The organism is Collinsella aerofaciens (assembly GCF_039752955.1).
GTDB lineage: Bacteria > Actinomycetota > Coriobacteriia > Coriobacteriales > Coriobacteriaceae > Collinsella > Collinsella aerofaciens_BI.
The window spans coordinates 1-26292 of sequence record NZ_JBDMHB010000029.1 but is presented as its reverse complement, the minus strand read 5'-3'; the positions used below and the strand labels follow the sequence as shown (position 1 = coordinate 26292).

20 protein-coding genes and 3 tRNA genes are annotated in these 26292 nt (G+C 60.5%); 10 read left to right on the top strand and 13 right to left on the bottom strand.

Annotated elements, in window-relative coordinates; all coding sequences use genetic code 11:
* The first annotated feature begins 504 nt into the window (after nucleotides 1-504).
* The 3 genes from rho to ABHR75_RS07190 all read left to right on the top strand — a co-directional run bounded on the left by rho (nucleotide 505) and on the right by ABHR75_RS07190 (nucleotide 5099).
* Nucleotides 505-2931 carry a transcription termination factor Rho gene (gene rho / locus ABHR75_RS07200; protein WP_271760696.1) on the top strand — a complete coding sequence of 809 codons (2427 nt, stop codon included), beginning with the start codon at nucleotides 505-507 and terminating at the stop codon, nucleotides 2929-2931.
* A 310-nt stretch (nucleotides 2932-3241) separates the two neighbouring features.
* Nucleotides 3242-4642 carry a hypothetical protein gene (locus ABHR75_RS07195; protein ID WP_138112801.1) on the top strand — a complete coding sequence of 467 codons (1401 nt, stop codon included), beginning with the start codon at nucleotides 3242-3244 and terminating at the stop codon, nucleotides 4640-4642.
* 7 nt (nucleotides 4643-4649) lie between these two features.
* Nucleotides 4650-5099 carry a VanZ family protein gene (locus tag ABHR75_RS07190; RefSeq protein ID WP_138112799.1) on the top strand — a complete coding sequence of 150 codons (450 nt, stop codon included), beginning with the start codon at nucleotides 4650-4652 and terminating at the stop codon, nucleotides 5097-5099.
* A gap of 114 nt (nucleotides 5100-5213) precedes the next feature.
* Here the strand turns inward: ABHR75_RS07190 and ABHR75_RS07185 are convergent, their stop codons facing one another.
* Both ABHR75_RS07185 and ABHR75_RS07180 read right to left on the bottom strand, forming a co-directional pair.
* On the bottom strand, nucleotides 5214-6104 hold the full coding sequence (locus tag ABHR75_RS07185) for an ROK family protein (RefSeq protein ID WP_138112797.1): 891 nt from the start codon (nucleotides 6102-6104) through the stop codon (nucleotides 5214-5216).
* Between the two features lie 141 nt (nucleotides 6105-6245).
* Entirely contained in the window at nucleotides 6246-7427 is a 1182-nt protein-coding gene (locus ABHR75_RS07180) for a pyridoxal phosphate-dependent aminotransferase (protein WP_138112795.1), read from the bottom strand.
* Between the two features lie 166 nt (nucleotides 7428-7593).
* On the opposite strand from ABHR75_RS07180, the gene ABHR75_RS07175 reads away from it, so the two are divergent.
* The 3 genes from ABHR75_RS07175 (at nucleotide 7594) to ABHR75_RS07165 (ending at nucleotide 7887) form a co-directional block, all read left to right on the top strand.
* A tRNA-His gene (locus tag ABHR75_RS07175) sits at nucleotides 7594-7670 on the top strand.
* Nucleotides 7671-7692: 22 nt separating this feature from the next.
* Nucleotides 7693-7768 (top strand) — tRNA-Lys (locus tag ABHR75_RS07170).
* A 43-nt stretch (nucleotides 7769-7811) separates the two neighbouring features.
* A tRNA-Lys gene (locus tag ABHR75_RS07165) sits at nucleotides 7812-7887 on the top strand.
* Nucleotides 7888-8150: 263 nt separating this feature from the next.
* Here the strand turns inward: ABHR75_RS07165 and dinD are convergent.
* From dinD to ABHR75_RS07145, 4 genes are all read right to left on the bottom strand, one after another.
* Nucleotides 8151-9011 carry a DNA damage-inducible protein D gene (gene dinD, locus ABHR75_RS07160; RefSeq protein ID WP_138112793.1) on the bottom strand — a complete coding sequence of 287 codons (861 nt, stop codon included), beginning with the start codon at nucleotides 9009-9011 and terminating at the stop codon, nucleotides 8151-8153.
* Between the two features lie 161 nt (nucleotides 9012-9172).
* Nucleotides 9173-10699 (bottom strand): FAD-dependent oxidoreductase, encoded by a 1527-nt coding sequence (locus tag ABHR75_RS07155; RefSeq protein WP_346963975.1) that lies wholly within the window; start codon nucleotides 10697-10699, stop codon nucleotides 9173-9175.
* Nucleotides 10700-10955: 256 nt separating this feature from the next.
* Nucleotides 10956-11960 (bottom strand): GGGtGRT protein, encoded by a 1005-nt coding sequence (locus ABHR75_RS07150; protein ID WP_006235553.1) that lies wholly within the window; start codon nucleotides 11958-11960, stop codon nucleotides 10956-10958.
* 18 nt (nucleotides 11961-11978) lie between these two features.
* Nucleotides 11979-12713, bottom strand: coding sequence for an iron-sulfur cluster assembly scaffold protein (locus ABHR75_RS07145; protein WP_006235554.1), 735 nt, complete (start codon nucleotides 12711-12713; stop codon nucleotides 11979-11981).
* 403 nt (nucleotides 12714-13116) lie between these two features.
* On the opposite strand from ABHR75_RS07145, the gene ABHR75_RS07140 reads away from it, so the two are divergent.
* Complete coding sequence (locus ABHR75_RS07140) at nucleotides 13117-13926, top strand: transposase (protein WP_175406054.1); 810 nt, start codon at nucleotides 13117-13119, stop codon at nucleotides 13924-13926.
* A gap of 65 nt (nucleotides 13927-13991) precedes the next feature.
* On the opposite strand, the gene sufU is transcribed toward ABHR75_RS07140, so the two are convergent.
* The 5 genes from sufU to sufC are packed head-to-tail and all read right to left on the bottom strand — an operon-like array spanning nucleotide 13992 to nucleotide 19237.
* Nucleotides 13992-14426 (bottom strand): Fe-S cluster assembly sulfur transfer protein SufU, encoded by a 435-nt coding sequence (sufU, locus tag ABHR75_RS07135; protein WP_138112785.1) that lies wholly within the window; start codon nucleotides 14424-14426, stop codon nucleotides 13992-13994.
* Nucleotides 14419-15744, bottom strand: a complete 1326-nt coding sequence (locus ABHR75_RS07130; protein ID WP_217495623.1) for an aminotransferase class V-fold PLP-dependent enzyme — start codon at nucleotides 15742-15744, stop codon at nucleotides 14419-14421. The genes sufU and ABHR75_RS07130 overlap by 8 nt, the downstream gene beginning before the upstream one ends.
* Nucleotides 15741-17012 carry a SufB/SufD family protein gene (locus ABHR75_RS07125; RefSeq protein WP_138112783.1) on the bottom strand — a complete coding sequence of 424 codons (1272 nt, stop codon included), beginning with the start codon at nucleotides 17010-17012 and terminating at the stop codon, nucleotides 15741-15743. The genes ABHR75_RS07130 and ABHR75_RS07125 overlap by 4 nt, the downstream gene beginning before the upstream one ends.
* Entirely contained in the window at nucleotides 17012-18424 is a 1413-nt protein-coding gene (gene sufB, locus ABHR75_RS07120; RefSeq protein ID WP_346963974.1) for a Fe-S cluster assembly protein SufB, read from the bottom strand. Before sufB ends, ABHR75_RS07125 begins: the two co-directional genes overlap by 1 nt.
* 12 nt (nucleotides 18425-18436) lie before the next feature.
* Nucleotides 18437-19237, bottom strand: a complete 801-nt coding sequence (gene sufC, locus ABHR75_RS07115) for a Fe-S cluster assembly ATPase SufC (RefSeq protein WP_006235561.1) — start codon at nucleotides 19235-19237, stop codon at nucleotides 18437-18439.
* Between the two features lie 222 nt (nucleotides 19238-19459).
* On the opposite strand from sufC, the gene ABHR75_RS07110 reads away from it, so the two are divergent.
* The 3 genes from ABHR75_RS07110 to ABHR75_RS07100 all read left to right on the top strand — a co-directional run bounded on the left by ABHR75_RS07110 (nucleotide 19460) and on the right by ABHR75_RS07100 (nucleotide 23841).
* Nucleotides 19460-19891, top strand: a complete 432-nt coding sequence (locus tag ABHR75_RS07110) for an RrF2 family transcriptional regulator (protein ID WP_138112779.1) — start codon at nucleotides 19460-19462, stop codon at nucleotides 19889-19891.
* A gap of 139 nt (nucleotides 19892-20030) precedes the next feature.
* A complete protein-coding gene (locus tag ABHR75_RS07105; protein WP_138112777.1) occupies nucleotides 20031-21842 on the top strand; it encodes a VgrG-related protein in 1812 nt (603 codons plus the stop codon).
* Nucleotides 21843-22044: 202 nt separating this feature from the next.
* Nucleotides 22045-23841 (top strand): AAA family ATPase, encoded by a 1797-nt coding sequence (locus tag ABHR75_RS07100; RefSeq protein ID WP_346963973.1) that lies wholly within the window; start codon nucleotides 22045-22047, stop codon nucleotides 23839-23841.
* A 24-nt stretch (nucleotides 23842-23865) separates the two neighbouring features.
* On the opposite strand, the gene ABHR75_RS07095 is transcribed toward ABHR75_RS07100, so the two are convergent.
* Together ABHR75_RS07095 and ABHR75_RS07090 are read right to left on the bottom strand one after the other, a co-directional pair.
* A complete protein-coding gene (locus ABHR75_RS07095) occupies nucleotides 23866-24885 on the bottom strand; it encodes a glycosyltransferase (RefSeq protein ID WP_138112773.1) in 1020 nt (339 codons plus the stop codon).
* 170 nt (nucleotides 24886-25055) lie between these two features.
* A complete protein-coding gene (locus tag ABHR75_RS07090) occupies nucleotides 25056-26186 on the bottom strand; it encodes an acyltransferase family protein (protein ID WP_138112771.1) in 1131 nt (376 codons plus the stop codon).
* Nucleotides 26187-26292: the final 106 nt, after the last annotated feature.

Sequence of the window (26292 nt, the reverse complement as noted above, 5' to 3'; positions counted from 1 at the left end):
GAGCGCTCCCGCAAACTGCCTCTTGACAACTTATAGGAGCGTCGGTTTTAGTTCAACAAGTTTCGGAGTGGTCGCGGTTGAGCGATTCATCGTAGTAAACCGCCATAGTTTTGGCGGAGGCAGTCAGATTTGTGGGTGTTAAACCAAAGAGTGTCCCTTTTGACTAGTCGTTTAAGAGCGTTCCCAATGACTAAGTTGCAGGTGGCGGCGGTTGTGTTACACTAACGCTGCGTATATGGCGCAAACATCTCGATACAGATCAATGATGTCCGTCGTTTTGAACGGAACTAGACTGTTTAGCCGCCCTGAAGGTTTATGCAGGGAGCATGTGATCACAGGGCTTGAAAAGAAAGTTGAGCAAACACTGTGTCTGATCAACAGCAAGAAAACGAAATAACGACGACGCAAGCCGCTCCCGCTGCACCGGTTGCGTCGGACCAAGTCGCGGCGCCCGCGCAAACGTCGGCTCCTGAGACGCCTAAGGCTGCAACGGCTGAGAAGGCCGTGCCTGCAACTGGTGAGGAGGCTGCTCCGGCAAAGCCCAAGCGTACGCGCCGCACGGCCAAGCCTGCTGCTGACGGCGAGGAGGTCACCAAGCCCAAGCGCCGTACCACGCGCACGACGCGCGTCAAGCGCACCGTTGCAGCTGACTCCTCGGCGCCGATTTCCGATGAGGTCGCGCAGGCACGTGCGTTGGCGCAGATTAGCGAGGCTCAGGTGGTGCGCGCCCGCCGTCGTGCTGCCGAGCGCGAGGCCGCGGCTCTGACCGAGCTTGCAGCTCCGTCTGTGCCCGAGACGCCTGCCGCCACCGAGACCCCTGTCGCCGACCAGCCGACCGAGAAGCCGGTACCGCGCACACGCCGTCGCACGGCTGCTAAGGCCGAGCAGGTTGCCGATCAGGTAACCCCCGAGCTCACTGAGGCTTCGGTCCGTTCCGCGGCAGGGGAGGGCACATCGCCTGTTGAGCCCGCTGCGCCTGTCGAGGCCAGCGAAGTTCCCGTTGTCGATCCGGCTTTGCGCCCGCACCGTCGCGGTCGCAAGCCCAAGGCTTTCGTCGAGGCCGAGAAGGCCGCAGCCGCAGCCGCCGCCGCTCGGGATGCTGCGGCGACCGCCGAGCCTGCAACCGCTGCCGACGCGCCCGTCCAGGATGCTACGACTTCCGAGGCCGTTTCTGCCGATGTCGAGCCCGCCGACGTCCGTCCTGGTCGCAGCCATCGTACTGCTGCTAAGCGCACGTCCAAGGCCAAGGCTGCCAAGAAGGGTGCGTCCGAGGTTTCCGCCGAGACGACCGCCGATGCATCGACTGATGCCGCCGAGCCCCAAGACGTCGAACAGTCTGCGTCCGAGAAGCCCAAGCGCGGTCGCAAGAAGTCCGCTAAGGCCAAGGCCGTCGAGCAGCATGCCGAGGCCGAGCCGCAGGGCGATTCCAATGCCGAGGCCAGCGATGATGCTTCGGCTAACGAAGACGCCTCCGCAACCGATGGCACCGCCCCCGTCGAGACCGAAGAGAGCGCTCGCCCCAACCGCCGTCAGCACAAGCGCAACGACGAGCGTAATGACCGCAACGAGCGCAAGGACGAGCGTAACAACGATCGCCGCAACCGTCAGCGCGACCGCAAGCAGCGCAATAAGGAGCGCAATGCCGCTCCGACTGAGCCCACGCTTTCGCGCGAGGAGCTCGCGGCCATGAAGGTCGCCGAGCTGCGCGAGAAGGCCAAGGAGTTCGAGATCGAGACGACCGGCAAGAAGAAGGCCGAGCTCGTCGAGGAGATCTACACTACCGCCGCAAAGGCCGAGGGTTTCCGCGATATCAAGGGCATTCTGCAGATTCGCCCAGACAGCTCCGGCATCATCCACGCCCATGGCTACATGAAGTCCAACGACGACGCCTTCGTGCCCGCATACCTCATCCGTTCCGCGCGTCTGCGCACGGGCGATGTCATCGAGGGCTCGCTGCGTCCTTCGCGCGGCGGCGACAAGCGCGCCGGCCTCGCCAAGATCACGACCGTCAACGGCATGGATCCTGAGCAGATTCGCAATCGCCCCAAGTTCGGCGACCTCACCCCGGTCTATCCCAACGAGCCGCTTCGCATGGAGCATGGCAAGGATTCCATTACCGGTCGTGCCATCGACATCGTGTCGCCGATCGGCAAGGGTCAGCGTGGCCTGATTGTGTCCCCGCCTAAGGCCGGCAAGACGACGATCCTCAAGAAAATCTGCCAGTCTATCTCGATTAACAACCCCGAGGTGCACCTCATCTGCCTGCTCGTCGACGAGCGCCCCGAAGAGGTCACCGATATGCAGCGTTCCATCAAGGGCGAGGTTGTGGCGTCGACCTTCGATATGCCCGCCGACAACCACACTCGCGTGGCAGAGCTCGTCATCGAGCGCGCCAAGCGCATCGTGGAACTGGGCGGCGATGTTGTAGTTGTGCTCGACTCCATCACGCGTCTTGCCCGCGCCTACAACTTGGCGGCGCCCGCCTCAGGCCGCATCCTTTCGGGCGGCGTTGATTCGGCGGCACTGTATCCGCCCAAGCGTTTTCTGGGTGCAGCCCGCAATATCGAGAACGGTGGCTCGCTCACCATCCTGGCCTCCGCACTCATCGATACCGGTTCCAAGATGGACGAGGTCATCTTTGAGGAGTTCAAGGGTACCGGCAACATGGAGCTCAAGCTCGACCGCGACCTGGCCGATCGCCGCATTTTCCCGGCCATCGACCCTGTTGCCTCGGGTACGCGCAACGAGGACCTGCTGGTCGACGAGCAGATGCGCCCGTTTGTCTTTGGTCTGCGTCGCATCCTCGCCGGCATGAACAATACCGAGCGCGCGGCCGCATCGTTTATCAAGGGCCTCAAGGGCACCAACACCAACCAGGAGTTCCTGGTGCGTTCGGCCAAAAAGCATAGCGACTACGAGCAGACGTTCTAAGTCGTCAACCGCACGCGGCGTTATTGCCGGCGCGATGAAGGGTCGGGGCTTGCGCCTCGGCCCTTTTTATATCGCCACTCGGCGCCAGTTATCGACCATAAGACTGGCAAGCAGCAGGTTTCCCGTTTCAATCCGACATCGTCGCTTGCAATCGACAGGGCGGTTTCGCATAATAGCTTTTAAGCTTCGCGACGGAAAACGCAGATGAAACGAACCATATACCGTTGCTTTGGGGCATAGCCCCGCTTCATCTTCTCTCGCGCAGCCAACTGAATGATGCGATTTGGGTGCTGGAAGATGGGGAGAGCTCATGGCTTCTTCTGATGCAACACAACGAGCAGTCCTTGCCGGACTTTCGTGCGGGATCGGCCTGGCCGCCCCCGTGGTTATGTATGCCGCGACGCTGCCGTTTTCGTCGGTGAACGAGACGGTCGTGGCGGGTGCGGTTCCCTTCGCCGTGGGCGCGGTGGCGGGCGTGGGTATCTATGCCGCCTCGCTGGGCATCTCCGAGTACCGTGCGCAGCGTGAAGAGCGTCTGTTCCAGCCCGATGCCATGGGCGGTGCTGCCAATCTCAATCAACATCAAAGTGAGTTCAAGACCGCCTCGATTCCGGCTCAGCAGCAGGATGCGACTCCTTACGCTGCGGCTTCTGCTTCTCAGGCTCAGGCGGAGCAGTCTACCTCGGCATACCTTTCCGGCCTGACTGGTGCGTTCCAGCGCCGTCATGCCGATGATGGTGTCCCTACCATCGCTCGAGCCGCAGATGCTATGGACGAGGCCGAGGCTTGGTCCATGATCGACAGTATGCTCGACGACGATTCGCCGGTGAGCTGCGACCCTGCACACTCGCGCGACGTCTATCAAGTCGCCATCGACGAGCTTACCAACGGCGGGCAGACCGGCTCCTTCAATCGTGACGACATCGCCGCCGCGGCGCGCGCCGTGTCGGGCTCCCAGGCCGCCCCTGCGGGCAGCACGGCGGCTTTCGTGGCACTCGTTGCCAACGCGGCAGCCAATAACGCCTACAACGCTACCTCGGGCGACGCGAACGCTTCTGCCGATTATTCGTACGTTGATGAAGCCATTACCGCGGACGAGGAGGCCGTTGCCGCCCGCCGTGCCGCCGAGAGCTCGCTTTGGGGCGCTCCTGCTCAGCAGCAGGCGGCTGAGGCTGCGCCGTACAACGCAAACCTCGCCAGCATGCCTATCATCTCCGGTGCCGCGGACATCGATCTTGACGACCTCGATGAACCTGCAGCCATCACCGCATCGATTGATGCCCAAGATCGCATCGACACCGGCGACCTTCCGGACGCCTCGCTCGAGGTCGATGTCCCCATGGCCGATTACTCGGGCCACGAGGACATGTGGGCCGCCGCCACCGCGATTCTGGATGAGATTGACGAGCCCGCTCCTGTTGCAGTCCCCACTCCCGTCGCTGCCCCTCAGCCTGCTGCTCCCGCCTATGTCGGCCGTCACAGCGCTGTGTTCCCCGAGGATACCGCCCGTATCTCGCGCGAGAGCATCGAGCGGGCCGAGGCTATTGCCGCCGGCATTATGGAAAATCGTCGTCACGAGCGCGTCAATCAGATCCTCGAGGAAGAGATCGAGCGCCTGCAGTCCTCTACCGCCAAGCGTACGGGCCGTGCCTATCTGAGCGTTATCGAGGGCGGTACCGCCAGCTTCGCGCCGCTCCGCGCGGAGGCATAACTTCTGCATGGTTAAGATCAATCGAAAATGGGCGGTCGTGACCTGCCTGATGGCGCTCTTGATCTGGGGCAATTCGCTGGTTCCCGGCTCGGGGTCGGGCTCGCTGAGCCTAACGGTCATGGAAGCTATCCGCGGTTTCCTGCACGGCGTGGGACTTCCATATGAATGGGTGACCAACTTTGTTGTTCGCAAGTGCGCGCATTTTACCGAGTATATGGTGCTCGGCATCCTGGCAACGCACGCTTTTGATTTTGAGGGCCGGCACACCTTTGACGTGCTGCTGCCCACGGCGGTGTTCCTGCTGCTGATTCCCTCGATCGACGAGACGATTCAGCTCTTTGTGCCGGGACGCGCCGGCATGATCACCGATGTGATGATCGACTGCTGTGGAGCGGCAATGGGCGTTGTGCTCCGATATCTCTTACGGTCGCTGATGTACGCCAAAAAGGCCGCCTAGGACGTATTGTTTGGTCCTAGGCGGCCTTTTTTATTTGAGGGCTTATATGAGGCGTGGTGGCGTCGTTCCATTGGTCGGATTTGCTGGGCGCGCCACGCCCCGTGGGTGCGTCTGTTACTGAAGCGCCTGTGCGCCCAGGGCAAGGCAACCCATGATGCCCTGCTTGCCCTCGAGGCTGTTGTTGACAATGTAGGTATCGATGTCGTTGACCTCGGGCGTGACGATATAGCCGTTGAGCATTTCGGCACATTTCTTGCGTGCGAGCGGCACGATGGGGGTGTGGTCGGCCACGCCGCCGCCGATGATGATCTTTTGCGGCGCGTAGCACAGCGTGTAGGTCATGAGCGCCTGTGCCAGATAGCCGGCGAGCAGGTCCATGGCCTCCGGGTCATCGGCCATGTCTCCGGCGCTCTTGCCATCCCAGCGCTTTTTAACGCCGGGGCCGGCGATGAGGCCCTCGAGACAGTTGTCGTGGAAGGGGCAGGCGCTGTGCTCGCCAATGGTGTCGCGCGGGTCGCGCGTGACCAGGATGTGGCCGGCCTCGGGATGCATCATGCCGTGCACGAGCTTACCGCCCGAGAGCACGCCGGCGCCCACGCCGGTGCCGATGGTCAGGTAGACCACGTCGGTGAGGCCCTTGGCGCAACCAAACGTGACCTCGCCCAGGCAGGCGACGTTGACGTCGGTATCGTAGCCGCAGGGGATATTGAGCTCGTTTTGGATAGTGCCCAGCAGGTCAAAGTAGCGCCATGCCGTTTTGGGCGTCTCCAGGATCTTGCCGTATTGGGGCGAGGCAGGGTTGACTGCGGTGGGGCCAAAGGCGCCGATGCCCAGCGCGGCGATGCCCTTGTCGGCAAACCATGCGTTGACGGCCTCAACGGTCTCCTGCGGGGTCGTGGTCGCGATCTGCTCGCGCTCTAGGACCGTACCGTCCGCATAGCCCGTGGCGCAGACCATCTTGGTGCCACCGGCCTCGAGCGCTCCGATAAGCTGCTGCTCTGCCATAGTATTCCTCTCTCTGGGACGAGTTGCTCCGTGACTAAAGTATAGAGCTCTAAACTATTTAAGAAAGCGCTATAGAAAGAAGCCTCGCAACGCGGCGGGCGGTGCGGGGCTTCTTTGGTTGCTTTAGTTGCCGGGCCGTCCTTACCCGCGCGGCTTGATTTTATCACGTAGCGACTTGAGGTTCTCCAGCGCCGCGTTAAGCGTCTCGTCTCGCTTGGCAAAGTGGAAACGAATCAGATGGTTGACGGGCTCGCGGAAGAAGCTCGAGCCGGGCACGGCGCCCACGCCCACCTTAGACGCGAGGTCCTCGCAGAATTCGAGGTCGCTGTCATAGCCAAACTCAGAGATGTCCATCATGACGTAGTAGGCGCCCTGCGGCACGTTGTGCGTGAGGCCGATGCTGCCGAGTCCCTGACAGAACAGGTCGCGCTTGGCGGTGTAGAGGTCGAGGACCTCCTGGTAATAGCTGTCGTCGAAGTTGAGGGCGGTGACGACAGCTTCCTGCAGGGGAGCGGCGGCACCCACGGTGAGGAAGTCGTGGACCTTCTTGATGCGCTCGGTGATCTGGGCCGGGGCAATGGTGTAGCCCAGACGCCAGCCGGTGATGGAGTACGTTTTGGACAGCGAGCTGCAGCTGATGGTTCGCTCGAACATGCCGGGTAGCGTGGCCATATAGACGTGCTCGTGGGGCGCGTAGACGATGTGCTCGTACACCTCGTCGGTGATGCAGTAGGTGTCGTACTTTTTGCAGAGGTCGGCGATAAAGGTGAGCTCCTCGCGCGTAAAGACCTTGCCGCAAGGGTTGGAAGGGTTGCACAGGACGATGGCCTTGGGGTCGTTGTCGCGGAAGGCCGCCTCGAGTGTCTCGCGGTCAAAGTCGAATGTGGGCGGGTTGAGCGGCACGTAGATAGGCTCGGCACCCGAAAGGATCGTGTCGGCGCCGTAGTTCTCGTAGAACGGCGAGAAGATGACGACCTTGTCTCCGGGGTTCGTAACCGTCATCATGGCGGCCATCATGGCCTCGGTGGAGCCGCAGGTGACTACGATATTCTCGTTGGGGTTTACCGACATGCCCATAAAATGCTCCTGCTTGGCGGCAAGCGCCTCACGCATGGCCTGGGAGCCCCAGGTGATGGAGTACTGGTGGTAAAGCGGCTTGGGGTCGGTGGCGATGGTGCTGAGGCTATCGAGCAGCTGCGCTGGGGGATCGAAGTCAGGGAAGCCCTGCGAGAGATTGACAGCGCCGTACTTATTGGAGATGCGTGTCATGCGGCGGATGACCGAATCGGTAAACGTTGCCGTGCGGTTGGAGAGTTCTTTCATGACGGTCCTTTCGAGCATTTGCAGTGGGGCAAGTTTACTCCTATGAAACCGGTGGGATTTGCTCGAAATGGTCTCGAAAGACTCTTTTCAAAATTCTTGAAAATTGGGGCTTGCATCACGTGGCGTTCCTTGCAATAATAGTCGAGCGCGAAGCGCACAGGACACGGTGGGTGTAGCTCAGTTGGCTAGAGCGACGGGTTGTGGTCCCGTAGGTCGAGGGTTCGAGTCCCTTTACCCACCCCAGTTCTTGCTTCGTGTTGATATCGGGTCGTTAGCTCAGTTGGTAGAGCAGGGGACTCTTAATCCCAAGGTCCAGGGTTCGACCCCCTGACGGCCCACCACACGATATCTCCTCTAAAGTCCGCCACAACGGACTTTAGCTTTGGGTCGTTAGCTCAGTTGGTAGAGCAGGGGACTCTTAATCCCAAGGTCCAGGGTTCGACCCCCTGACGGCCCACCAAAGCAAGTTAAGACGGTCAACTTCGGTTGGCCGTCTTTTTTTGTTGACCTTTCATGGGGTCGAACCCGAAAGGGCGCGGAGCTGAGGAAATGCGTAAGCATTTACCAGCGCAGCGCGCAAGGCGCCTTGGCGCCGCAGCGGCCGCCTGCGCAGCAGGCTGACCCCCTGACGGCCCACCCAAAGATCGTTAAAGCGACTGGCTTAGGCTGGTCGTTTTTTTGTTAACCTCGCATGGGGTCGAACCCGAAAGGGCGCGGCCGCTTTCACAGATTGAGTCTACCCTGGGGATCGGTGAAACCGTCAGTACCCTCCTTGAGTTTCTTCTCGTCTGCCTTCACGCGACGCTCGAGCTTTTTTGTATCCTCGGCAGGCGGTAGGTTCTCGGGAACAATTCCGCGGTCGATGAGGCTGCCACGCACGCTCGTGTTGTTCTCGACGTGTTCTTGTTTGATCTGGTCCAGACCGTACAAGTCGTGTTCCTCGGCGTTGAAGGCCGTCATCGAGTTCGTGAGGTCCTTTGCTTTGATGAGAACATCGGCTAGCTTGTCCGCCAATGCAGCACTCTTGGACACACCAAGCTGCCGCTTCATGTCCGCCGTGCTTCTGCCGCCGAATAACGCCTCATCGCCCTTCGACTTGATGATCGCGAATCCTTTGGAGTCCACGCCTCGTTTGAACGCAATGCCCGAGAGCTGTTTCTCTGAATCGGATAGCGAGTGGCACGCCTGCAAGCGCTGAATCTCTGCGAAGCGCTGCTCTATGAGCTCCTGACGGCGTGTCTGCACGGCGAAGTACGCCTGTGCGAGTGCGATTTCGGGCTTGTTTGGGTCTCCGTTTTGGGCGATTAAATAGCATGCGTAGCGCGTCAGCTTGTAGTCTTTTACGGCTCGTTTGGCGATGCCGGCATCTACCATTTTGCTGGCCTCAGCAAAATGGGCGGCAACAGGCATTTTATTGGTGTCACACGATGCCATGGATCTCTTAACTGCAGTCTCAAAATTACGCCATTGGGTGTATCCAAGGGGTTCCATTAAATCGCGTGCGAGCCAATACTCAACGCCGTCTTCTACATGGGCGTAGCTGTCAAGTTCGACACGCCATTTCTCGATATCCCTGCTGTCCATATCTCTTCCTTTCTGTTCGTTTGTCTACGTGGACTATGTCGACTCCGTATTCAGAATGAGTATATTTGCCCGCGCGGACACGAATGGGCCCTGTGTCGCTTTGAGTTCACGGGACCCATTAATATCGAGAAGTTGTGTTCTGCTCTGGAGGGGTGCTCGGCTTAGTCCGCTCGATAGTGCGAACCCAGGCTTTCGGTCCGCTTGCGCATGGCTTTGACCATTTCCTGTGCTAGTTGAATCTGCGATTGCAGGCGGGCGAGGGCAGCGATTTCGCTGTCGTTGGCATGTGGCTTATTTAGAGCCGTGGCTTCGTCTTGCAGGCTTTCAAGCTGTTGCAGGGCCTCGGATAGGCCTGTTTCGGTCCTGTTGATCATGCAAAAGGTGCTCATCGTGTGCCTAAGGCTGTGTGTCAGGCGTTCGGCATCTGTTGCGGCAATGCCGTACTGGGGGAGGGTGATATCCGCCTTCAGGGCCGCCTCAGGCTCTTTCTGCGCTGCAAGGGCTGCCGATGCGCCCGCGATACGTCCGAATACGATGCCGTTGGCGCTTGACAAGCCACCAATGCGGTCGGCGCCGTGCATGCCGCCTGTCGCCTCGCCGCAAGCGTAGAGGCCCTCAACGCCCGTGTGCGCGGTCTTATCGATCTTGATGCCGCCGTTAGCGGCGTGGGCATACATCGCAACGCGCATCTCGTCGGTCGGCGCGATGCCGTGCTCGTCTTGCAGCCAGGTGGCAAAGGTCTGCACAAACTCTGGGACATCCTCGCGGGGGAAGTCGTAGTGGAGTGCCAGGCCTTCGACACCTGCCTGATCGATGACGAGATCGATAGCGCGGGAGGCCAAGCGTGACGTGAAGGGACCATATCCAGAGCGCTGCTCGAGCAGGTCGTCCAGCTTGTCGTCGGCAATATCTACCGGCTGGTCTACGTGCACGTAGCGCCAGGTTTTCTCATTGAAGACCAAGTTACGCCTGGGCTCGATGAAGCCGGGCATCATCTGCATGAACTCTATATTAGTAAGTGTTGCGCCGTGCGCCAGCGCGATGGCCTGCGAGGAACTGAGCACATCAGCCGACGTAAGGCTGCGCTCGAACAGGCCGCCTGTGCCACCGGCTGCGATGACCGTGGCCTCGGCAGCAAAGGGCACGATTCGATTTTCGGTAAGGTCGTAGAGTACGGTTCCGGTTATTCTGCCGTTCGTGTCCTCAACAAGGTCGATAAGCTCATGGCGGGGGAGCAGGCGAATGCCGAGCGACTCGATCCAGGTCGTCAGAGCGTCCTCAAGGGGCTTGCGGGTGAGGCCGCGCCACATGCGCGTCTTGTGGTCAAAGCAGGGGATAAATTGCTTTTGTTGAGCACTCTTGGCGCTTTGCGGACGCTGGAGCTCAACGCCCAGGTCTTGCTCGAGCCAGTCAATCGCTTGGGGAATGCCGTGGACGAACGCTTGGACGAGTTCGGGGTCGGCAACGCCGCCGCCGACGGCCAGGATGGTGTCGATGAGGTCCTGCTCGTCGCCTTCGTTAACGGGTCCGATAAGCCCTAGGCCCCAGGTTCCGGGGAAGAAGCTCGATCCACTCATAGTCTTGCCGGCGCTTGCCACAGTGACGGTTGCACCCGTGCGTGCCGCTTCGATGGCGGCGCAAAGGCCCGCAATGCCAGATCCAATTACCAGTACATCAGTCGATTCCATCGGATTCCTTTCTCGTCCGGCGCATTGTCGCACGGGTGATCGGCAATGGGGCCGCAAAGACTCGGCAAATCGGTAAAGGGCAAATATGGCAGGTGGGCGTCATGGACGCTCTGACGCTCCATCTCATCACATCTTGTATTTCGCCCCAACTGATATATCGGCATTAGCTACCCTGCGACAGCGCAAACAAAAAGAGCCGCTACCTGGGTGGGTAGCGGCTCCAAAGCTCAACTATATGAGCATCGCGCGGGCGCGATTAGGCCTTGAGGGCCTCCTCGACGGCGACAGCGCAGGCGACGGTGGCACCGACCATGGGGTTGTTGCCCATGCCGATGAGACCCATCATGTCAACGTGCGCAGGCACGGAGGAAGAACCGGCGAACTGGGCGTCGGAGTGCATACGGCCCATGGTGTCGGTCATGCCGTAAGAGGCAGGGCCGGCGCCCATGTTGTCCGGGTGCAGGGTACGACCAGTGCCGCCACCAGAAGCGACGGAGAAGTACTTCTTGCCAGCCTCGAGGCGCTCCTTCTTGTAGGTGCCAGCGACGGGGTGCTGGAAGCGCGTGGGGTTGGTGGAGTTACCGGTGATCGAGATGTCGACGTTCTCGTGCCACATGATGGCAACGCCCTCGCGGACGTCGTCGGCGCCGTAGCAGTTGACGGCGGCGCGGGGACCATCGGAGTAGGGGATGGTCTCGACGACCTTGAGCTCGCCCGTGAAGTAGTCGAACTGGGTCTTCACGTAGGTGAAGCCGTTGATGCGGGCGATGATCTGAGCAGCGTCCTTGCCCAGACCGTTGAGGATGACGCGCAGCGGCTTCTTGCGAGCCTTGTTGGCGTTTAGAGCCAGGCCGATAGCACCCTCAGCGGCAGCGAAGGACTCGTGACCGGCCAGGAAGGCGAAGCACTCGGTGTCGTCGGAGAGCAGCATAGCGCCCAGGTTGCCGTGGCCCAGACCGACCTTGCGGTCCTCGGCGACGGAGCCGGGAACGGTGAAGGCCTGGATGCCCTCGCCGATGATGGCGGCAGCCTCAGAAGCGGACTTGGCGCCACGCTTGACAGCGAGAGCGCAACCGAGGGTGTAGGCCCACTCGGCGTTCTGGAAGGCGATGGACTGGGTGTTGTTGACGATCTCACGCGGGTTGAAGCCCTTGTCGGTGCAGATCTGCAGAGCTTCCTCGAGGGAGGCGATGCCGTTGTCGGCGAGGCACTTGTTGATCTTGTCAGCGCGGCGCTCGTAACCTTCGAACGTAACAGTCATAGTTATTTCCCTCCCTTTCTACTCGTGAACCGGGAACACGCTGGCGACGGAGTGAGTCTCCTCGTCGGTGCGCGGGTCGATGTACTTGGCAGCGTTCTCCCACTGACCATAGTGGCCCATAGCGCCAGCGATGGCCTCCTCGGGGGTCTTGCCGGCCTTGACGGCGTCGGTGAACTTGCCGAGGTTCAGGAACTCGAATGCGATGATCTCGTTCTTGTCGTTGAGAGCCATGCGGGTGACGTAGCCCTGAGCGAGCTCGAGGTAACGAGCGCCCTTGGCCTTGGTGCCGAACATGGTGCCGACCTGAGAGCGAAGGCCCTTGCCGAGGTCGTCGAGGGAGGCGCCCACGGGCAGGCCGCCCTCGGAGAACGCGGTCTGGCTGCGGCCGTAAACGATCTGCAGGAAGATCTCGCGCATAGCAACGTTGATGGCGTCGCAGACGAGGTCGGTGTTGAGGGCCTCGAGGATGGTCTTACCGGGAAGGATCTCGGAAGCCATGGCGGCAGAGTGGGTCATACCCGAGCAGCCGATGGTCTCAACGAGGGCCTCCTCGATGATGCCGTCCTTGACGTTCAGCGTGAGCTTGCAGGCGCCCTGCTGAGGTGCGCACCAACCCACACCGTGCGTAAGACCGGAGATGTCGGAAATCTCCTTAGCCTGGACCCACTTGCCCTCCTCGGGGATGGGTGCGGGGCCGTGGTATGCACCCTTGGCAACGGGGCACATGTTCTCCACTTCCTGTGAGTACTGCATGCCTCTCCTCTCTATCGTGTTGGCGTCCCGTCTGGGGGCCGTGGCTGGCGATTGCCGGGCGACCCTTCGAAAGGGACATGACATGCAGCCCCTATAATACCGCGAAATGCACGGAATATTCGGCGAACGGCTCAGTTTTCGTAGCGAGATGCGCGGAACTTTCAATTGAAACGGTTTAACTCTATATTCTGTGGTCGTGCACTTCCGTAGAGGGGGTCCGTCTTGGGCAAGCTTTTGGTCAGCTTTTGTAAGCGTTGCAGGGGTTGACCTGTTGCAACGGTGCCGTTCGCCGCCTGTTTACTGCCTTTGGCCGCGCGAGCGAATTGTTTTGCGTGAATGTTTTGATGGCACGCTTCAATCGTGCTGTATTGGATGGCAAGCAGATCCCGGCGAAGGGAGCGCCATGCAGCGCGTTTGGAGAACGGTTACCGGCTTTTACCATGTCTGTGCCCGCGGTACGGGCAAGCAGCTCATCTTTGAGGGCGATGAAGACCGGTGGGAGTTCTTGGAGCTGATGCGTGAGTGCTGCCGCAAGGCGGGCGTGACGGTTATCGCCTGGTGCCTTATGGGCAATCACGTGCGTCTGGTGCTTGCAGATTACGAGGACGCGATGAGCGCGGCGATGCACCGGCTGCTTTTGGCGTACGCGCGGCGGTTCAATAAACGCACGGGGCGCACAGGGCATCTGTTCCAGAACCGTTTTGACCGGCGCTCGCTCGATACCGACTGGCAAGTGATGGAGGCTATTCGCTCCGTTCACGCCGATCCGCAGGAGGCGGGCATCAGTCTCATTGAGCGTTATCCCTGGAGCAGCTTTCCGGAGCATTTGTGCGCTTACGACGGTGACGCGGCCGATGTCGCGAGGGGATTTTCTGATCCTTCTTGCGTGCTTGAGCTTTTTGGTTCTGCCGAGGGCTTTATTGCCTATTCGCTTTCGACGCCCGACGGCGGCGAACCGGCGCTGCGCGATATGAAAGAGACAGAGTGGGAACGCCACGCCTTTGCCGACAAGTTGGCGAAGAGCCTCGGGGCTCCGCTCCATGGGGTTAAAGACGCACCGCCTGCGCAGCGCGATACCGTTATTTTTGGATTGCACGATGCCGGTTTTACGGTGCGCCAGATTGAGCGGTATACCGGGATTGGCAAAAGTACCGTCTCTCGTATCGTGCGCGCTTATGCGCGGGTGAAGGCACAGACTGAGCTCTCGGAATAGAAAATGGCCGAACCACTCTTGTCAAGCGATTCGGCCAACAAAAATCTTAAGATTTGGGACAAGTACTACTGATTATTTCGCCCCTCGAGCATGCCGTCGAGGGTGCGCCAGGCGAGCTCGGCGCATTTGACGCGGGCGGGCATGTGCGAGATGTCCTGGAGCTGGGCGGCTTCGTCCAGGTCTTCCAGGTCCTCCTCGGAGAGCTTCTCGCCGCGGATCATGGCGAGGAAGAGCTCTGCCAGGCGGCGAGCTTCCTCGACGGTCTCGCCGGTGATGAGATCGGCCATGATGTCGGCACTGGCCTGGCTGATGGCGCAGCCGTGGCCGGTAAAGGAGGCCTCCTCGATCACGTTGTTCTCGACACGCAGCTGCAGAGTGAGCTCGTCTCCGCAGCTGGGGTTGATGCCGTCGTGCTCGTGCGTGGGAGCATCCATCTCGTACTTGTAGTCGGGGTGCGAGTTGTGCTCCATAAATGTGGTGGAGGTGTACAGATTACCCATTGAACGTGCTCCAAACGTGATGCAGGCCGGCGATGAACTTGTCAATGTCGGCCTTGTCGTTGTAGAAGGCCACGCTGGCGCGGCAGCAGGCAAGGTTCTCGACGCCCAGCCAGGTGAGCAGCGGCTGTGCACAGTGGTGACCGGCGCGGATGCAGACGCCGTCCATGTCCATGATGCTCGCGACGTCGTGCGGGTGGATGCCGCGGACGTTAAAGCTCACAACGCCGTGGTGGTTGTCCCAATAGATGGAGCCGATGATCTGGACAAAGTCGAGCTGCATGAGCTCGCCCATCAGGTAGTGGACGAGTGCCTGCTCGCGTGCCTGGATGTTCTCGTAACCCACCGTGTTGACCAGGTAGTCGAGTGCCGCACCCGTGGCGAAGATGCCGGCGGCGTCCTGTGTGCCGGCCTCGAATTTCTCGGGAACGGGCGCCCAGACGGCGTCCTGCTCGGTAACAGAGTCGATCATCTCGCCGCCGGTGAGCATGGGCGGCATGGCGTTGAGCAGGTCCATCTTGCCCCACAGCACGCCGATGCCCATGGGGCCCATAGCCTTGTGTGCGCTAAAGGCAAAGAAGTCGGCGCCCAGGTCGGCCACATCGACCGGCATGTGCGGCAGCGACTGCGCACCGTCGACGACCAGGTAGCCGCCATACTTGTGCACGAGCTTGCCGAGGTTCTTGACTGGGTTCTCGACTCCCAACACGTTGGAGACCTGACCCACGGCCAGAATCTTGGTCTTGGGACCAACCTTGGCAAGAACCTCCTCGGTGGTGAGCTGACCGGTCTTGGTGGGGTAGAGGTAGACGAGCTTGGCGCCGGTCTCGCGGCAGACCTGCTGCCACGGAATCAGGTTGGAGTGGTGCTCCATGATGGTGATGACGACCTCGTCGCCCGGCTCGAGGACTGTGGGTGCAAAGCTCTTGGCGACCAGGTTGAGCGACTCGCTCGTGTTGCGGGTGAAGACGACCTCGTTGGCCTGGGCAGCGCCGATGAGGTCGGCGATCTGCTGGCGCACCTTCGCGATAGCCTCAGTGGCCTCGACGGACAGCGAGTACAGGCCGCGCAGAGGGTTGGCGTTCATGCGCTGGTAGAAGTCGCGCTCGGCGTCGAGCACACAGGCAGGACGCTGCGCGGTAGCGGCACTATCGAGGAAGGCGATCTCGGGGTGCTGCTGGAACAGCGGGAACTGCGCCTTGTAGGGATTAGTCTCGATGTCGACGGTAGGCCAGCCGCGCGAGGCCTCGTCGCTGGCGTCGAGCTCCATAGGCTCCGGTGCGGTACAGGTGTCGCATTTAACGTGCTCGGTGTCGATCATGCGAGCTCCTCTTCAAAGTTGTCGATCAGGTTGTTGCCCAGGCGGACGACGGCGGCGCGGGTGCGCTCGTCGGTGGCGGAAAGTGCGGCGTCCTCCAGCTTGGCGCGGACGAACAGGTCCTCGGCGGCGTTTTGGTCAAGGCCGCGGCAGGCGAGGTAGAACAGTTGCTCGTCGCGGACGTGGCCGATGGTGGCTCCGTGGTTGCCGGCGACGTCGTCCTCGTCGCAGAGAATGACGGGAACGGTCTTGTTGTCGACGCCCTTGTTGGCCAAAAGCACCGTCTCGCGCTCGGTGCCGGTTGCACCCTTGCAACCGTGCACGAGGTCGATGGTGCCGCGGTAGACCTTCTTGGACGTGCCGGTCAGCACGCCGTTGGCGTCGATCTCGCACTCGGTCTTGCGACCGCGGTGGCGCAGCTCGTAGTTAAAGTCGCGCACCTGCTCTCGGGCGCCCAGGTAGTCAGTATCGATGGTGACCTTGGCGGTATCGCCCAGCAGGTCGCCGGCAAGGCCGGTGGCGCTGGCGCCGGCACCCAGGACGGTGTGCTGCACGTTGACGCGCGCGCCCTCGTCCAGGAACAGGCCGGTGTCGTCGAGCGCGATCCAGCTATCGTCGAGCGTCTGCGTGCAGGTCACGTTGACGGTGGCGTACTCGTGGGCGCACACGCGCAGCACGGATCCCACGACGCCCTCGCCGGCAACGGGGGAGTCCAGGGCGATCTGCAGGTCGAGCGTCGACTGGGGACGGACGACGACGTCGATGGCGGCGATGGCCGCGGCGGCATCGACACCGCTCACACGCACGGTAACCGTGGCGTGCTTGTATGCGGGCACATCGATGACGACGCGCTTGGTGGCGTGGTCGGCCAGGTAGGTGTAGGCAGCCTCGCCCATGCCAGTCTCGAAGGCCTCAGCGGGGGAGAGCTCCTCCTCCAGCTTAATGGCACCGGCCTGGTAGACGGAGGTGGCGGGCACGTCGAGCTCGGTCTCGGGCGTGATGCGGGCGCGGTCGGCGGCATCGCCGGGCGCGGAGGCGCGGCGCTCGGGGAAGCGCTCGGCCATGGCGTCCATGGCGGCGTCGAACGCGTCTGCCACGCCAGCAAATTGCTCGTCCAAGCCCTCAACCTTAACGGTCTCGGCGGGAGCGGCGGCAAGCTCGTCAGAGAGCTCGAGCTTGGTCTGGTTCATCTTCAGCCAGCCCCATGTGGCAGCCGGCATCGCATTGACCTGCTCAAGGGTGGTAGCAGCGGTGTTCGTGGTCTGTTTCATTATCCGATCGCTCCTTCCATCTCGAGCTTGATCAGGTTGTTCATCTCGACGGCGTACTCCAGCGGTAGCTCCTTGGAGACCGGGTTGGCAAAGCCGTTGACGATCATGGTACGGGCTTCTTCCTCCGAGATACCGCGGCTCATCAGGTAGAACACCTTATCGTCGCCGATACGGCCGATGGTGGCCTCGTGGCCGATGTCGACATTCTTGGCGCGGATGTCCATGGCGGGGATGGTGTCGGAGCGGCTCTGGTCGTCGAGCATGAGCGACTGGCAGCTCACGGTTGCCTTGGAACCCTCGGCCTTGGGCGTGGCCACGATGGAGCTGCGGAAGGTCTGGATGCCGCCGCTCTTGGAGATGCCCTTGGTCTCGACGGTTGCCGAAGTATCGGGCGCGTTGAGCACGACCTTGCAGCCGGTATCCAGGTTCTGGCCGGCGCCGGCAAAGGTAATGCCGGTAAAGCTCGAGCGGGCGCGGCGTCCGCTGAGCACGCTCATGGGGTAGAGGTAGCCCACGTGGCTACCGAAGGAGCCGCTGATCCACTCGATGTCGCCGTCCTCGTCCACGCGCGCACGCTTGGTGTTGAGGTTGTACATGTTCTTGGACCAATTCTCGATGGTAGAGTAGCGCAGGTGCGCACGCTTGCCCACAAAGAGCTCGACGGCGCCGGCGTGGAGGTTGGCCACGTTGTACTTGGGCGCGGAGCAACCCTCAATGAAGTGCAGGTCGGCATCGTCCTCGACGATGATGAGCGTGTGCTCAAACTGGCCGGCGCCCTTGGCGTTAAGACGGAAGTAACTCTGCAGCGGGAAGTCGAGCTTGGTGCCCTTGGGCACGTAGACAAACGAGCCGCCCGACCATACGGCGCCGTGCAGGGCCGCAAACTTGTGGTCGGTGGGCGGGATGAGCGTCATAAACTTCTCGTGGATGAGCGGTTCCCACTGCGGGTCGTGCAGGGCCTCCTCGATGCCGGAGTAGACGATGCCCATCTTAGACGCCGTGTCCTGCATGTTGTGGTAGACGAGCTCGGAGTCGTACTGCGCGCCGACGCCTGCCAGATAGCTGCGCTCGGCCTCGGGGATGCCCAGGCGCTCAAAGGTGCTCTTGATGTCGTCGGGCACCGACTCCCAGTCGTGCTTTTGGTCGGTGTTGGGCTTGACATAGGTGACGATGTTATCTATGTCCAGGCCCTCGATGGAGGGGCCCCACGTCGGGTCGGGAAAACGATTAAAGATCTCGAGGGACTTTAAGCGCAGGTCGAGCATCCACTGCGGCTCGTCCTTCTTGGCGCTGATCTCGCGCACGATGTCGGGCGTGATGCCGGCGTCGAGGCGCTCAAATCCCTCCTCGCCATAGGTGAAGTCGTAGAGGCTGCGGTCGATGTCCGCGACCTCGGTGCGGTTCTTGGTCATTGCGTCGCCCCTTTACGCCTGCTGCTCGGCAGCGGCGGCCTCGGCCTGGGCGCGCTGCTCGGCGGCCTCGCGCTCGAAGGTCTCAAAGCCGTTCTTGTCGATCCAGGGGATCAGCGAGGCGTCGTCCTCGCGCACGATGTGGCCCTTGACCATAACGTGGACGCGGTCGACATCCAGGTGCTCCAGGATGCGCGTGTTGTGCGTGATGATGAGCATGGAGCCGTCGCAGCTCTTGCGGTAGGCGTCCATGCCATGACTGACGGTGGAAAGGGCGTCGACGTCCAGGCCGGAGTCAGTCTCGTCCAGGATGGCGAGCTTGGGCTGCAGCAGCAGAAGCTGGAGCATTTCGACCTTCTTTTTCTCGCCGCCCGAGAAGCCCACGCCCAGCTCGCGGTTGAGGTAGGCGGTATCCATGTTGAGCTCGGCCGCGAGCTCCTTGACGCGACGGCGGAACTCCTTGCCCTTCATCTCCAGGCCGGGGCGGCCGGCGATGCTGGCGCGCAAAAAGCTCGACAGTGGCACGCCCGGAATCTCGACCGGGGCCTGGAAGCTCAGGAACAGGCCGGCGCGCGAACGCTTGTCGGTGGTGAGCTCGGTGATGTCCTGGCCGTCAAAGACGATGCGGCCGTCGTTGACCGTGTAGACGGGGTCGCCCATGACCAGGTGGCCGAGGGTGGACTTGCCGGCGCCGTTGGGTCCCATCAGCACGTGGGTCTCGCCGGCGGCGACGTTGAGGTTGACGTTGTGGAGGATGGTCTTCTCGTCCACGGAGGCGGTCAGACCTTCGATGGAAAGCAGCGGATTTGCGCTCATGCTGTCCCTCTCTGTATATGGTGTACTCATAGGTGTACTAAACCCTAGGAATCTTCTCGGAATAAAGTTACTATGGGTTCGGCGTTAGTCAAGGGAAAACCCGACTAATCCACTCGACTTTTTAGATGTGGGACATAATAATCAGGTTTGTTTGCCCCGCGTGCATAAGATTTGGGACAAACAAGCCTGGTATTTTGTCCCGGTTACGACGAGAGGGTAGGTATGCTCATTTCTTCTAAGGGCCGCTATGCCCTCCGTCTGATGATCTATATCGCAGCGCTTGGTGACGTCGAGGGCAAAATCGCCCTGCGCGAGGTCGCCGACCGCGAGCATATCTCGCAAAAGTATTTGGAGCAGCTGGTCCGTCCGCTCATGAAGGCGGGCCTGCTTAAGAGCGTGCGCGGCAAGGGCGGCGGCTACATGATGGCCAAGGACCCCGCTGAGGTGCGTGCCGGCGACATCCTGCGTGCCGTTGAAGGCAGCACGGCTCCGGTGGCGTGCGATGGCATCGACAACAGCTGCACTCGCAGCGATCTTTGCTCGACCGTCAAGTTCTGGCGTGGTCTGGACGACGTGATCGAAAAGTACGTCGACGGTGTGACGTTGGCCGACCTAGCCGCCGTCCCCGAGATCAACTTTGACATTAAGCTGTAGGTTGAGCGCAATTCCTTAAGATTTCGCGGAGGGTTGTTGCCGTTTACCGAGTGGTTGTTGTGCAACAACGGGCGAGCTGCAATACTTAATTCTATCTTTGCAAACTGCACTTTAACTACACCAATGCAGGGAGGATCTTATGCAGCCCAAGCATTCTGCTATTGTCGCGGGCCTGACGCTGGCGCTTTCGTTTGGCGCCGTTTCCGCGCCGGCACCCGCCGCTGCCGAGGAGCCCACGCCGGGCGTTGCCTCGGATGCCACCGATATCGATAAGGGTCTCTACACCCAGCAGTCCTTCTCGGGCGTGCTGAGGTCGGTCCAGGGTGTCTCGTTTGTCAACGTGACTCCCGAGATGAAGTACTTTACCAAGTACGAGAGCCATGGCAACTACAACCAGGGCTTTTCGTACGGTGACGGCTATAACGCGCTGGGTTATTACCAGTTCGACCGTCGTTGGTCGTTCATTCCGTTTATGAAGCAGGCCTACAACTACAACCCCGAAAAATACAGCATGCTCAAGGATGCGATTGATCGCGGCAGCGAGATTTCCAACGCGAACAATCCCATGTCCGAGAACGGTCAGCTCACCGAGCTGGGCCGTATCGCGCAGGAGGCTTTCCAGGTTGCTTACAACACCGATCCTGTTGAGTTCTCTGCACTTCAAGATGCCTATGCGTACAACTCGTACTATGCAGTGACCGAGGCGTGGCTCAAGAGCGGCCTGGGCATTGATATCTCCGGCCGCGCCGACTGTGTTAAGGGCATGGTGTGGAGCATCACCAACATGTGCGGCACCGGTGGCTGCAGGGACTTTTTCCGCTGGGCGAATCTTTCCAACGATATGTCCGACCGCGAGTTTGTGACGGCGCTTTCCAATAGCGTGGTCAACAATGTCGCCACCAAGTATTCGAGCCAGCCCCAGTATCATGAGGGCTGGAAGAATCGTTATAAGAATGAGCTGAAGGACTGCTTGGTTTATATCGCCGAGGACGAGGCGGCCGCTGCGACGCCCGTGCAGCCCGAGCCTGCGCCGGCGCCCTCGCCGACACCTGATTCGAATGACGACTCGAGTGACGATGCCAACGATGACAGGATGGATGCGCCCTCGACCGATGCTGACGGTAATGGCTCTGCTGGTGGCACTACCAACGACGGCTCTACCTCGAACGGCTCCGATTCGAACGGCTCTGCTGCGGGCGATTCGTCTTCAAGCTCTGCCGGCAATACGGACAGCGCCGCCTCTGGTTCGACCGACGCAGGTTCCTCTGACTCTTCCACCGGCTCGAGCGATTCGTCCGTTGACACCGGCTCTAACAACGGCTCCGGCTCTGACGCAACCCCTGATTCCGATGCTTCCAAGGACGACTCGAATAAGGCGCCGGACGCCCCCGTTGCTTCGCCGGACAAGAAGCCTTCTTTCTCCGTGCAGCTTGGTTCTACGTTGGGCTCTTCGCTGATGGCTGGCGTCAATAACGGCTCGGCCCAGAACAAGGACAACTCTGATCAGGTTTCCACGGAAAAGACCGAGGCCGCAAAGGGCGACTCTAAGGACAAGGCTTCCGAGAAGACCGAATCCGATAAGGGTTCTAGCTCTGAGGAGAAGGACGACAAGTCCGCTCAGAAGAAGGACGATGGTAAGAAGTCTGAATCTGAGGATAAGGACGAGAATACGGGCAAGACCGAGGACGGAAAGCAGCAGGGCGAGGACGGCGGCAAGGGCAACACCGACAACCAGAACCAGGAGCAAAATGACTCCAAAACGGTGACCACCACGACGACTACAACGACCAAGTCCTCGGGCGGCAACATGCCCAAGACGGGCGATCTGATTGTGATGGCGAGCCTTGCCAGCGCGAGCTTGGCCACACTGGGCGCTACGTCTATCGTAAGTGGTAAGCATAAGCTCGATCAGCAGAAGAAAGCTTCTGGGGAGGACGGCTCGGAGGAGTAGCCTCTCGGTTACTAGATAACTAAAGAGTTAGGACGGGGTCCGGTGCGAATGCATCGGGCCCCATTTTGTTGCACAACGATTTGTTATGCCCCCTCAAGGCCTTTGTTCCTACCGTTGCCCGATATGATCGCGCGGCGACATCGGTACGCGCGAGGCGGTCATTACAATTGGCATCGTGTTGCGATTTAGGGGGAACGTTTTGGTGTCTGAACAGGTAAATAATGGTTGTGCTGCCGACTTTGGCGTGCGTTTGATCGGCTGTGCCGACGATGCGGCTTTACCCATTGGCATGCATGACTATGCGGAGGCTCTTGGTTGCTGCACGCTGGTCGACAAGACCATGTTTATTGCAGATGTGTTGGACTGCGACGCGTCCGTTGTGGTGTGCTGTCGACCCGAGGGTTTTGGCAAGAGCATGAACTTGTCGATGCTCAGGGCTTTTCTGGAGCGTCCAGCGGTCGGTCGCGCTGGTCAGCGTTTGTTTGCCGATGCTCAGATTTGGGATGCAGACGGCGGGCGCTATCGGGATGAGTACGCTTGCTATCCGGTGATATCGCTGGACTTTTCTGGCGCTGCGAGGCGTGGCCCCGCTGTTGCCGGCGTCGTGCGCGATGCCCTTTCGGGCGAGTGCGCTCGCTTGTTGGCGCTCTTGGAGGCTCCGAATTTAGCTCGAGATAAGGTGCGTCACATCGAACGCGTCGCGCGTGACGTGGCGAGCGCGGACGAGGTTGACTCGGTGCTCGGTGTGCTCATAGAGCTGCTGGAGATTGCCTGTGATGAGCAGGTTGTATTGCTCGTTGATGGGTACGATGCGGCGTGGTCTCGCCGTGCGAGCGCGAGGGACGCTTCTGACGCCGATCCGGCAGAACTACTTGACCGTGTGCTGTTTGACGCCATTGCTGCCGCGGGTCATTCGCTACGCTTTGCTTGTCTGATGGGGGAGCGTCCCAGTCCTGCCGAAGCGGCGCTTTCTTCGCGCAGTTGCTCGTATTGTCTGTCGACGCCGCTTTCGACGTGGTGTGACCGTTGGTTCGGCTTTTCGGATGCCGAGGTCCAGGCTCTGTTGAATCATGCTGGGCGTGAGGAATATCTTGATGATGCGCGTGAATGGCTCGAGGGATATCGGTTTGGTAGGGCCTATTGCTCGAGTCCAGCGCGTGTGATCGGTTTTCTGGATCGAGGCTGCACGGCGCCTGTGCGCGCCGATCTGTATGGGTATGCGGATTGCCTGAGTAGGGTAGTTGCCGGGTGGAATCTCGACCGCCTTTCGGTCTTGTTTGATTTGCTCGAGGCCCATAGGTGTGCTGAGGTCCCGCTTTGTTTGGGCGCTGCAGAGCCAGATGTCTCGCCTGACGATGGCATGTGGACAGCGCTGTATCTGTCCGGTTTTCTCACGACGGATATGACTGAGGAGCCAGAGCATGGCGATCGGCTCCGTGCTTTGCGATTGCCCAATAAAGAGCTTCGCCAAGCCTTGCGTCTAGTGATTGTTGAGTGGTTTGAGTGCGCTGCCGAAGACATTCGAGACGTCGATGCGTTTCGCGACGGGCTGTGCCGTGGGAACGAGGATACCGTGAGGCGGGCGCTAAGCCGCATCCTGGGGGATGCGGGAATCGGTGAGACCGACCCAGATAAGCCGCTGCCATATCATCTGTTCTTGCAGGGGCTCTGCTTTGGCTTGCCGGGCTATGCCAATCCTGCTTCGAGGCGAAAGTGTGGCGCGGGTCGCTGGGACATCCAGGTTTTTCCTACGGGCGCTGTGTTCGACGTAGCTGACACGATCGGCATGCTGGACGAGCGCCCGCTTATAACGATCAATATGATGTATGACCCCGATGTGGATGCGCTGGGGTTGGAATTGCTGGCCGTGCAGTCGCTACTCGACATAGAGCGCGATGGCATCGACGAAATTCGTGTGCCGCGCCCCGGCGTGGGTCGCATGCGCTGGGGGCTCGGTTTTGATGGGCAGCATGTGGCTACGGTGTGCCAGCGGCTTTAAGCGCCGAGGTGTTTCCGGCTTCCGTTACTCGGTGTCCTTCATGGGCGGCATGGGCTTCCAGTCGGGGTCCTTGATGATCTTGCGGGCGTCCTTCATGCCGCGGCGCAGCGCCGGAATGCCGGTCTTAAAGCACTTATCGACCGCAGCCAGGCGAATGAATTCCTTGCAGAAGGTCGCGGCATTGCCCAGGCGGAACAGCATGGGGTGGTAGTCACCGTAGATCTGCATATAGCGAGCGAGGAAGCCTCGGTTGCGCATGATGTAGTAGCGGTTGGTGTCGCTCGTAGAGTTGAGCTGGCGTTTGCCGGCGATATCCCAGTTAGAGACGGCGCGGGCGCGCTTGAGAACCACGTCGGCAACAACGACGGCGGGGAAGTGTTGGCTGGCTACGTAGCCGTAGCAGGCATCGTCGCCGTAGATAAAGAATCGCGCATCGGGCAGGCCGATCTTATCGACCACGCGGCGCGAGAACATGCCGCCCTCAAAGCATAGCTGGTTCATGGCGCGGTAGCCCTCGGGTCCCAGGTCCCACTTGGCGACAGGGTTGGGAATGCCGAGTGAAAGGATGAGTTGGTATTGCCAAAAGAAGGCGCCGCCGTCAAAGTCCAGGCGCGAACCCTGGATGACATCGTAGCGATCGGTCCACTTGGCAAGACGCTCGATGCCTTCGGGGATGACGAGCACGTCGTCGTCCATCACCCAGAACCACTGAGCGCCCAGGTCGTAGGCGCACTTGGTGCCGGCGGAGAAGCCACCTGCGCCGCCGCCGTTTTTGAGCTGCGGCGCGTAGATAACGCGGTTGGTGCCACCCTTTGCATCGGGCTGGTTGGTGTCGATGCCCCACAGGGTGGCGAGGCGCTCGTTGAATGCGGCGCACATGGCCTTGGTCTCGCGCGAATTCTCGTTATCGACAATCACGATGCGCCAGGGCGCGGCAGTGAGCTTGGTCATAGAGTCGAACAAGTTGGCCAGGAGTTCCTGGCGCTTATAGGTGACGACAACGATGGCGAGTTTGTCGATGGGAGCGGGGAGGGTTGAAGGCATGGGGCAATATATCCTTTCACGCGCGGCGGGCGAGTGCTGCGCGGAAGCTATCGAATACGTCCTTGGGACTGTCCTATTGTAAAGGCTCGGCGCACCTTGGCGGCAAGCTTTGAATAAAACGCAGGAACCTGCCACGGCTGTAGCGGCTTTAGCGTCTGACGGCAGCGTCTCTATTGCCGCTTGGGCTTGCGAGCGATAAGGCTTCTAGCTGCGTCGATGATGAGGAGCGCTAAGGCAAAGACGATGCTAATGACGGTACCCGTGACGATACATATAGCTGCCGGGCTGTTTTGGCTGACCAGTATGTTTGCGAGCAACGTATTGAAGACGGGACGCCACAGGCTACTGGTGAGCGACTGCGTCACATAGAAACCGAGCGTGGCGGTCGATAAGGTGACGATGACACCTGCAGTCCGCGGATTGCCTGAGGCACTGCGTCGGGTTGCCGCAAAGAGCAAGGAGGCGGCAGCGAGGGCAAACGAGATCAGCGAGGTTGATTTGTAGGAGAGGACTGCCATCGCCGTGAGGTTGTCGGTGAAGGAGAGTGCTCCTTCCAGGATGATGGTGAGTACCAAAACCGTTACGAGCGAGCGCATGCCCAAGGCGCCCGCCCTGTCCGAATCCATGACATCGGTAACGTCGCGGAGCAGCCCACCGATCAAAAACGCGATAACGTACGTGACGGCGCTCATGAGCTTTTGGAGCCAAGAAAACTCACCGCCGTTTGTCGCGCTCATGGCGGCTAAATACCCGTTAACAACAAATGCGAGGATGCCAACGGCGATGACCGTCGTCGTGTAGCTCTTCTGGGAGAGTCGGATCTTGGCCAGTCCAAACCATGGCGCCATGAAGACCGTGGCGGCATAGACCCAGATAAACTCAAGGCCTAGTGTGTACCAGTAGTGCGTATTGAGGGTAACATCGGGAATGGGGGAGACGACCGTGGACCACGTCAGCGCCACGAGGCAATAAAACGCGGTGGGCATAACAACCTTGCCCAGACGCTGCGCCATCCGCTGCATTTGTGACTTCCACGCTGCTCCACCGTCCCAAGCACGCGCGGCCGAAGCGATGAGAAAATAGCCCGAGGTCATAAAGAAGACCTCGTTGGCCCAGCAGCCCAGCAAGTTGATAAAGCCGAGTGCGCCGGAGTAGGGGAAGGCGGCGAGCGGCGTGTATTCCTGCAAGCCGACGCAGGTCCCCTGGAAGGTCCACTGAAACGTGTGGAATACCGCGATGCCGGCGACCGCGATCAAGCGCAAGGCTTCGATGGGTATGTTGCGTGCGGCTTTGGGCTGCATGACGTCCTTTCTTATCGGTTTGCCTCTGCGAGGTTGATTTCCGATCTCAGCCGAACACATTGAGCAAATAGGCCATTCCCGCAGTTAGCCGAACGCCCCCGCGGCC

Excerpts from the sequence above, each read along its gene's own strand:
- sufB (WP_346963974.1), bottom strand. The coding sequence starts at position 18,424 with ATGACCAAGAACCGCACCGAGGTCGCGGACATCGACCGCAGCCTCTAC.
- sufU (WP_138112785.1), bottom strand. The coding sequence starts at position 14,426 with ATGGGTAATCTGTACACCTCCACCACATTTATGGAGCACAACTCGCAC.
- ABHR75_RS07150 (WP_006235553.1), bottom strand. The coding sequence starts at position 11,960 with ATGACTGTTACGTTCGAAGGTTACGAGCGCCGCGCTGACAAGATCAAC.
- dinD (WP_138112793.1), bottom strand. The coding sequence starts at position 9,011 with ATGGACAGCAGGGATATCGAGAAATGGCGTGTCGAACTTGACAGCTAC.
- ABHR75_RS07195 (WP_138112801.1), top strand. The coding sequence starts at position 3,242 with ATGGCTTCTTCTGATGCAACACAACGAGCAGTCCTTGCCGGACTTTCG.
- ABHR75_RS07155 (WP_346963975.1), bottom strand. The coding sequence starts at position 10,699 with ATGGAATCGACTGATGTACTGGTAATTGGATCTGGCATTGCGGGCCTT.
- ABHR75_RS07140 (WP_175406054.1), top strand. The coding sequence starts at position 13,117 with ATGCAGCGCGTTTGGAGAACGGTTACCGGCTTTTACCATGTCTGTGCC.
- ABHR75_RS07145 (WP_006235554.1), bottom strand. The coding sequence starts at position 12,713 with ATGCAGTACTCACAGGAAGTGGAGAACATGTGCCCCGTTGCCAAGGGT.
- ABHR75_RS07095 (WP_138112773.1), bottom strand. The coding sequence starts at position 24,885 with ATGCCTTCAACCCTCCCCGCTCCCATCGACAAACTCGCCATCGTTGTC.
- ABHR75_RS07190 (WP_138112799.1), top strand. The coding sequence starts at position 4,650 with ATGGTTAAGATCAATCGAAAATGGGCGGTCGTGACCTGCCTGATGGCG.
- ABHR75_RS07125 (WP_138112783.1), bottom strand. The coding sequence starts at position 17,012 with ATGAAACAGACCACGAACACCGCTGCTACCACCCTTGAGCAGGTCAAT.
- ABHR75_RS07185 (WP_138112797.1), bottom strand. The coding sequence starts at position 6,104 with ATGGCAGAGCAGCAGCTTATCGGAGCGCTCGAGGCCGGTGGCACCAAG.
- sufC (WP_006235561.1), bottom strand. The coding sequence starts at position 19,237 with ATGAGCGCAAATCCGCTGCTTTCCATCGAAGGTCTGACCGCCTCCGTG.
- ABHR75_RS07105 (WP_138112777.1), top strand. The coding sequence starts at position 20,031 with ATGCAGCCCAAGCATTCTGCTATTGTCGCGGGCCTGACGCTGGCGCTT.
- ABHR75_RS07110 (WP_138112779.1), top strand. The coding sequence starts at position 19,460 with ATGCTCATTTCTTCTAAGGGCCGCTATGCCCTCCGTCTGATGATCTAT.
- ABHR75_RS07180 (WP_138112795.1), bottom strand. The coding sequence starts at position 7,427 with ATGAAAGAACTCTCCAACCGCACGGCAACGTTTACCGATTCGGTCATC.
- ABHR75_RS07130 (WP_217495623.1), bottom strand. The coding sequence starts at position 15,744 with ATGATCGACACCGAGCACGTTAAATGCGACACCTGTACCGCACCGGAG.
- ABHR75_RS07090 (WP_138112771.1), bottom strand. The coding sequence starts at position 26,186 with ATGCAGCCCAAAGCCGCACGCAACATACCCATCGAAGCCTTGCGCTTG.